This is a genomic window from Streptomyces sp. NPDC058683, from assembly GCF_042716195.1.
In the GTDB taxonomy this organism is placed as follows: Bacteria; Actinomycetota; Actinomycetes; order Streptomycetales; family Streptomycetaceae; genus Streptomyces.
This window is the reverse complement of record NZ_JBHXSK010000068.1, coordinates 50079-57395: the sequence shown is the minus strand read 5'-3', so window position 1 is coordinate 57395 and position 7317 is coordinate 50079. Positions and strand designations below refer to the sequence as shown.

At 70.0% G+C, this 7317-nt stretch carries 8 protein-coding genes; 6 read left to right on the top strand and 2 right to left on the bottom strand.

The features are described from left to right. Positions 1–117 precede the first annotated feature (117 nt). From ACFWXC_RS46885 to ACFWXC_RS46870, 4 genes are all read left to right on the top strand, one after another. Complete coding sequence (locus tag ACFWXC_RS46885; protein ID WP_384489321.1) at positions 118–1074, top strand: ABC transporter ATP-binding protein; 957 nt, start codon at positions 118–120, stop codon at positions 1072–1074. Beyond that, positions 1074–1850, top strand: a complete 777-nt coding sequence (locus tag ACFWXC_RS46880; RefSeq protein WP_384489319.1) for an ABC transporter permease — start codon at positions 1074–1076, stop codon at positions 1848–1850. Before ACFWXC_RS46885 ends, ACFWXC_RS46880 begins: the two co-directional genes overlap by 1 nt. A 120-nt stretch (positions 1851–1970) precedes the next feature. Beyond that, on the top strand, positions 1971–3236 hold the full coding sequence (locus ACFWXC_RS46875; RefSeq protein WP_384489317.1) for an ABC transporter ATP-binding protein: 1266 nt from the start codon (positions 1971–1973) through the stop codon (positions 3234–3236). Beyond that, positions 3233–4114 carry an ABC transporter permease subunit gene (locus ACFWXC_RS46870; protein ID WP_384489315.1) on the top strand — a complete coding sequence of 294 codons (882 nt, stop codon included), beginning with the start codon at positions 3233–3235 and terminating at the stop codon, positions 4112–4114. The genes ACFWXC_RS46875 and ACFWXC_RS46870 overlap by 4 nt, the downstream gene beginning before the upstream one ends. 7 nt (positions 4115–4121) lie before the next feature. Here ACFWXC_RS46870 and ACFWXC_RS46865 read toward each other — a convergent pair whose 3' ends face one another. Further along, the gene (locus tag ACFWXC_RS46865) at positions 4122–4463 is read right to left on the bottom strand and encodes an ATP/GTP-binding protein (RefSeq protein WP_384489313.1); all 342 of its coding nucleotides are present in this window, start codon (positions 4461–4463) and stop codon (positions 4122–4124) included. Between the two features lie 222 nt (positions 4464–4685). Between ACFWXC_RS46865 and ACFWXC_RS46860 the strand changes: the two genes are divergently transcribed. Then, positions 4686–5714 carry an LLM class flavin-dependent oxidoreductase gene (locus tag ACFWXC_RS46860; RefSeq protein ID WP_384489311.1) on the top strand — a complete coding sequence of 343 codons (1029 nt, stop codon included), beginning with the start codon at positions 4686–4688 and terminating at the stop codon, positions 5712–5714. Between the two features lie 106 nt (positions 5715–5820). Here the strand turns inward: ACFWXC_RS46860 and ACFWXC_RS46855 are convergent, their stop codons facing one another. Beyond that, a complete protein-coding gene (locus tag ACFWXC_RS46855; RefSeq protein WP_093499046.1) occupies positions 5821–6213 on the bottom strand; it encodes an SCO5389 family protein in 393 nt (130 codons plus the stop codon). A gap of 339 nt (positions 6214–6552) precedes the next feature. Between ACFWXC_RS46855 and nucS the strand changes: the two genes are divergently transcribed. Further along, positions 6553–7224, top strand: a complete 672-nt coding sequence (gene nucS, locus ACFWXC_RS46850; RefSeq protein ID WP_384489309.1) for an endonuclease NucS — start codon at positions 6553–6555, stop codon at positions 7222–7224. Positions 7225–7317: the final 93 nt, after the last annotated feature.

Below are 7317 nucleotides of genomic sequence, written 5' to 3'. Positions count from 1 at the left end.
CTTCAGGGGCGCGGGGAACTGCGCGACCGGCCCCCACCGCGCCGCACCCGACGACGGCGCTCCCCCGGCCCGCCCCTTCCGGTGGCAGCCCCCGTAAGCCGGTCTTAGCGTGGCCGCATGATCGAGCTGGAGGGCCTGACCAAGCGCTACGGGGACAAGACCGCGGTCGACGACCTCTCCTTCGCCGTGCGGCCCGGCATCGTGACCGGGTTCCTCGGGCCCAACGGCGCCGGGAAGTCCACCACGATGCGGATGATCCTCGGGCTCGACCACCCCTCGGCCGGCCACGTGCGGATCGACGGCAAGCGGTACGCGCAGCTCAAGGACCCGCTGACGTACATGGGGGCGCTGCTCGACGCCAAAGCCGTGCACGGTGGGCGCAGTGCCTTCAACCATCTGCTGTGCCTCGCGCAGAGCAACGGGATTCCGACGCGCCGGGTCGCCGAGGTGCTGGACACCGTCGGACTCACGGCGGTGGCGCGGAAGAAGGCCAAGGGGTTCTCGCTGGGCATGGGACAGCGGCTCGGGATCGCCGGGGCCCTGCTCGGGGATCCGCGGATCCTGATGTTCGACGAGCCGGTGAACGGGCTCGACCCGGAAGGGATCCACTGGATCCGGAATCTGATGAAGTCGCTGGCCGCCCAGGGCCGGACCGTGTTCGTCTCCTCACACCTGATGAGCGAGATGGCACTGACCGCCGACCACCTCGTCGTCATCGGGCAGGGACGGCTGCTCGCCGACACCTCCATGGCGGACTTCATCCGGGCGAACTCGCGGTCCTACGTCCGGATCCGCTCCCCCCAGCGCGAACGGCTGCTCGACGTGCTGCACGCGGCCGGGATCACCGTCGTCGAGACGGGGACCGGGGCGCTGGAGGTGGAGGGCGCGAAGGCCGAGCCGATCGGGGAGCTGGCCGCGCAGCACGGGATCGTGCTGCACGAGCTGAGCATCCAGCAGGCCTCGCTGGAGGAGGCGTTCATGCAGTTGACGGCGGAGTCCGTGGAGTACCACGCGCACGCCGACTCGGCCCCGGTGCCGCAGGTCTGGGGTTCCGGCTGGGACAAGGGGGCGTGATGGCGGTCGTCGCTCAGGTCGTACGGTCCGAGTGGACCAAGATCCGGTCCGTCTCCTCGACGGTGTGGACGCTGTCCCTCGCCGTGGTCGTCAGCGTGGCGCTCGGGATGCTGCTCTCCGCGCTGGCCAACAGCCAGTTCGGCAACATGCCCGCGCGGGCACGGACCTCCTTCGATCCGACGAACATCAGCTTCGCCGGGCTGACCCTCGGACAGCTCGCGATGATCGTGTTCGGAGTGCTGGTGGTGTCGAACGAGTACAGCACCGGAATGATCCGCACCTCGCTGGCCGCCGTACCGCAGCGCGCCACCTTCCTCTTCAGCAAGATCGCGGTGGCGACGGGCCTGGCGCTGGTCGTCGGCATGGTGACCAGCTTCGCCGCGTTCTTCCTCGGGCAGGCCATGCTCGGCTCCCACCGGGCGTACCTCGGCGACACCGGGGTGCTGCGCGCGGTCATCGGAGGCGGGCTCTACATGACGCTCATCGCGATGTTCTCCATGGGCGTGGCCGCGATGCTGCGCTCGCCGATGCTGTCGCTCGGCATCCTGATGCCGTTCTTCTTCCTGATCTCCAACATCCTCGGCAACGTCGACGCGACCCAGAAGATCGGCCGGTTCCTGCCGGACCAGGCGGGCGGTCACATCATGCAGGTGGTGCCGAGAGCCGGCGACGACGTCCCGTACGGGCCCTGGGGCGGGCTCGGGATCATGGGGCTGTGGGTGGTCGCCGCGCTCGCCGGCGGGTATGTCCTGCTGAAGAAACGGGATGCTCAGTGACCGGACCGATACGGACCGGCTTTGCCAGCTCTTGATGGGAACCGTCAGCGCCCGGATATCCTCCTAACCCTTACGGGGGCGTCTGCCCTGCTGTCCTGATCCTTTCGATGGGTGCGGAGCATGATCGAGGCTGTCGGCCTGACCAAGCGCTACGGCGACAAGACCGCCGTGTACAACCTTTCCTTCCAGGTACGGCCGGGCGCCGTCACCGGCTTCCTCGGCCCCAACGGCTCGGGCAAGTCGACGACCATGCGGATGATCCTGGGGCTGGACAACCCGACCGCGGGCGCGGTGACGATCGGCGGCTACCCCTACCGCCGGCTGCCCAACGCCGCCCGCCAGGTCGGCGCGCTGCTCGACGCCAAGGCGGTGCACGGCGGCCGGTCCGCCCGCAACCACCTGCTCTCCCTGGCCCAGCTGTCCGCCATCCCGGCCCGCCGGGTCGACGAGGTGCTCGGGGTGGTCGGCCTCCAGGACGTGGCCGGAAAGCGCTCCAAGGGCTTCTCGCTCGGTATGGGCCAGCGCCTCGGCATCGCCGCCGCGCTGCTCGGCGACCCCCAGGTGCTGCTCTTCGACGAGCCGGTCAACGGCCTCGACCCCGAGGGCATCCTCTGGGTGCGCAACCTGATGAGGTCCCTCGCCGCCGAGGGCCGTACGGTCTTCGTCTCCTCCCATCTGATGAGCGAGATGGCGCTGACCGCCGACCACCTCATCGTCATCGGGCGCGGCCAGCTGCTCGCCGACATGAGTGTGACGGACTTCATTTCGGCCAACTCCGCCGACTTCGCGCGGGTGCGCACCCCGGACACCGAGCCGCAGCTGCGCGAGAAGCTCAGCTCGGCACTGACCGAGGCCGGCGGCCATGTCATGCCCGAGCAGGACGGGGCGCTCCGGGTGACCGGCCTGCCGCTGCCGCAGATCAGCGACCTCGCGCACGAGGCGGACGTACGGCTGTGGGAGCTCTCGCCGCACCAGGCCTCGCTCGAGGAGGCGTACATGCGGATGACGCAGGGCGCCGTGGACTACCGCTCCACCGTCGACCAGAGGGCCGGCTTCCAGCAGCCGCTGCCGCCCGGCGCGCAGCCGCCCATGCCGGTGCCCGGGCAGGGCCAGCCTGGCTGGTACGCCCCGCCGCCGCCCCAGCAGGGCGGCCAGCCGTTCGCGGGGCCCTACGGCGCGCAGGGGGCGCCCGCAGGCGCGTACGGCGCCCCGCAGGCCCCCTACGGGGCTCCCCAGGCCGCTCCCAACCCCAACCCCTACGCCGCGCCGACCACGGCGCCCGCGCCCGCTCCGGCGCCCACTCCGGCGCCCGCCGAATCGTCACAGCCGGCTCCCGCGCCCGCCTCCGCCCCCGCCGACCTGACCAAGCCCGAGGACGCCCGATGAGCACCCACCAGCCCCCGATGCCGCAGGCAGCCCCGGCCGCGCCCGACTGGCAGGCGGCGCCCGGCGGCCCGTACCCCGGTTACACCTCGCCGATCCCGGTGGTGCGCACCCACCTCGGGCACGCCATCGCCTCGGAGTGGACGAAGATCCGCTCGGTGCGCTCGACGATCTGGACGCTCGGCGTCTTCGTCCTGCTCGTCGTCGGCATCGGCCTCCTCACCGCCTCGGTCGTCAGCAGTTCCGCCTCGTCGGACGACCTGTCGCGCGAGAACGCGCTGTCGCTCGGCTTCTTCGGGCTGCTGCTCGGCAGCATGTGCATCATCACGCTGGGCGTGCTGACCACGGCCTCCGAGTACGGCACCGGAATGATCCGTACGACGATGGTGGCCTGCCCCACCCGCGCGCGGGTGCTCGCGGCGAAGGCGATCGTCTTCTTCGCGCTCGCGTTCGTGATCACCCTCGCGGCCAGCGCGTTCGTGGCCATGACACAGGTGTCGATCCTGAGCGACGTGGCCCGGACGCCGACCGGCGGGGAATGGCTGAAGGGCACCGTCGGCGTCAGCCTCTACATCGCGCTGCTCGGGCTGCTCTCGCTGATCATCGGCTCGATCATCCGGCACTCGGCGGGCGCCATCACCATCATGATCGGCGCGGTGCTCGCCCCGCTCGTGATCGCGCTGTTCATGTTCTCGCAGTCGCTGGAGAAGGTGCGCAACGCCCTGTTCGAGTACTCGATCCCGAACCAGCTGAGCGTCTTCTACTCCAACTCCCTCAGCGATTCCGGCCCTTCGGGCTGGGACCCGCTGTGGATCATCCTGCTCGTGACGGCCGTCGCGTTCGCCGGCGCCTACGCGCTGCTGGAGAAGCGGGACGTGTGAGTCCTCGCTAGAACCTCGGCGCGTTACGGGACCGCTGCACCCGCGTGGTGCGGCGGTCCTTCGCGTTCCAGCAGGCCTTGTGCCAGTGCCGGCGCTCGTCGACGCCCGAGTGCTCCGGCCAGGCCACGACGTGCGGGACACCGGAAGGGATCACCTGGTCGCAGCCCGGACAGCGGTACGTCTTGCCGACCGCGCTGGCGCCCGCGACATGGCGCACGCTCCACTCCTCGCCCTGCCAGCTCTCACTGGACTGCCAGCCGCCGTACCGGTCCGCGCGGTCGTCCTCGGCGCTCCGGCCGGAGGAGGTGGCTCCATTCGGGCCCTTGGGTCGGTTGCGACGCGGGGACACGGGACACCTCTCGGGGCTATACAGGAAGCAAGGGCTGTGTCCAGCCTACGACGCGCGCGCGGGGGTACGCGTAGGGCACCAACCCGTACAAGTCCCCCTCCAGGGCGACCCATTCTCCAGACAATCCGCAAATCTCTTCGCCAGGCCGTGTCCTCGGCACGTGTCAGACGGTTATGCCGGGTGGGGGAGCTCCGGGTAGGAGCCAGGAAAGCAGGAAATGCGATGCGCGTAGGAAGTTTTGTGCTGGCGGCCCAGTTCCCGGGCCAGGGCCAGGGGGAGGCGCTGCACCGGGCGGTGCGCACGGCGGAGGTGGCCGAGGAGGCCGGCCTGGACGCGGTCTGGCTGGCCGAGCACCACTTCGTGCCGTACGGCACGTGTCCGTCCGCGGTCACGCTGGCGGCTTTACTGCTGGGCCGCACCAGGCGTCTCAGGGTCGGCACGGCGGTGAGTGTACTGCCCACGGTCCACCCGGTGGCGCTCGGCGAGCAGGCCGCACTGCTGCACGTGACGAGCGGCGGCCGGTTCACGCTCGGCGTGGGCCGGGGCGGGCCCTGGGTGGATCTGGAGGTGTTCGGGAGCGGACTCGATGCGTACGAACACGGCTTCCCCGAATCACTCGAACTGCTGATGCGCTGGCTGCGTGAACCGGCCGTGTCGGCCTCCGGCCCGCGCTTCTCGTTCCGCGAAGTCCCCGTCGTACCGCGCCCGTCGGAGGCGCTGACGGAGGCGCCGGGACCGGAGGTGGTGGTCGCGTGCACCTCTCCGGCGAGCGTCCGGCTGGCCGCCGAGCGGGGGCTGGCGATGCTGCTCGGGATGCACGTCGGGGACGAGGAGAAGGCCGAGATGGTCGCGCTGTGGCGGCAACACGCGCGGGCGGCCGGAAGGCCGGCCGAGGAGATCCTCGGCGCGGCCCATGTCTCCGCCGGCGTCTGCCAGATCGCCGACCGGCGCACCGACGCCGTGGAGACGCTGACGAAGGCGATGCCGGGGTGGCTGAAGCAGGGCCTGGAGGCCCATACGACGGTGGACGGCCGGTTCCGCTCCATGCGCGACCCGCTCGCCTACACCGAACTGCTCTGCGGACTGCACCCGGTGGGGACCCCGCGGCTGTGTGCCGACCGGCTCGCGGCTACCTCCGAGCGGACCGGTATCTCCCGATTCGCCCTGCTGACCGAGGGCTCGGGGGACCTTGCGGCCACGGAGGAGAACGTACGACGGCTGGGCGCCGAGGTACTGCCGCACCTCCGGTGACCTCACACCTCCGCGGGGAGCTTGCCGCCCCACTGACTGATTGCACCTCCCGCGTGTGGAGCGGCAAGCAAGCGGCTCACTGCGTCAGCAGTACCGGAACACGGCGTCAGCAGTCCCGCAGTTCCGGAGACTGGTTCAGCAACTGATTGCGCACCGAGGTGAAGCGGGCCAGCGTCTCGTCGACCGAGGCGTCCAGCGGGAACACCGCCACGCGGTGGCAGTTCTGGAAGGCCAGCCGCACGCCGAAGTGCCGCTGCAGGGCGCCGCGTATGGCGTCACTCGCGAGCGCACGCAGCAGCTGACCGCGTGCCTGCTCGTCCGGCGGGGGCGTCTGGTTGTCGGCGAACTCTCCGCCGTCCACCTTCAGCTGGGCCACCAGGGAGCTGATCATCTCCCATGCATAGGGCAGGGAGGTCCGGACGCAGTCGACGAAATCTGCTTCGTCGACCTCGCCTCGCTCGGCCTGTTCGAGTAGGGCCGGTGAGACGTCGAGCGACATGGGTACTCCTCTCGCACCCCCGAACAGCAGGGGTTGGCGGACAGGTAAGGGAGTTCGCGATACCGAACACGCTGAGTACACACTTCGCGACCTCCCGTTTACTACGGTAGGCAACGGACGGTGACGCCACCAGGAGATTGCGTATATGCGACGGTCCCTTTAGGCACACAATCGGCCAGGGTTGAACAGGCGTGTGCAGGCGACTCGTCAGGACCGGTCGCGGGAGCCTGGTCGGAGGCCGGATCAGGAGGTGCGGTCCGCCGGGCCCCGGTTGAGGGTGATGGCGGGACCGACGGACGAATCGCGTGGAGGGCGGGGTGTCGAGTAGCGTTGCCGACCATGCGTCTCGTCATCGCCCGGTGCTCCGTCGACTATGCCGGCCGGCTCACCGCCCACCTTCCCTCCGCCCCCCGTCTGATCCTGGTCAAGGCGGACGGCAGCGTCTCGATCCACGCGGACGACCGGGCCTACAAGCCCCTCAACTGGATGTCGCCGCCGTGCACCCTCAAGGAGGGGGCGGGTGACGAGGAAGGCGTCTGGACCGTCATCAACAAGGCGGGCGAGAAGCTCATCATCACGATGGAGGAGGTCCTGCACGACTCCTCGCACGAGCTGGGCGTGGACCCGGGCCTGATCAAGGACGGCGTGGAAGCGCACCTCCAGGAGCTGCTGGCGGACCGTATCGAGACGCTCGGCGAGGGCTACACCCTGATCCGCCGCGAGTACATGACGGCGATCGGGCCGGTGGACATCCTGTGCCGGGACGCCGACGGCCGGACCGTGGCGGTCGAGATCAAGCGCCGGGGTGAGATCGACGGCGTGGAACAGCTCACCCGCTACCTGGAGCTGCTGAACCGCGATCCCCATCTGGCGCCCGTCCGGGGCATCTTCGCGGCCCAGGAGATCAAGCCGCAGGCGAAGGTCCTCGCCACGGACCGAGGCATCGGCTGCACGATCCTGGACTACAACGCGATGCGGGGCATCGAGGACGACAAGCTGCGTCTGTTCTGAGAAGCGGCAGACGGGAACGAGTCGGGCGCCCCCCCCGGCGGCACGGGCGCGCCGCCACATAATAATAAACAGACGATAGCGGGGGAGGAAATC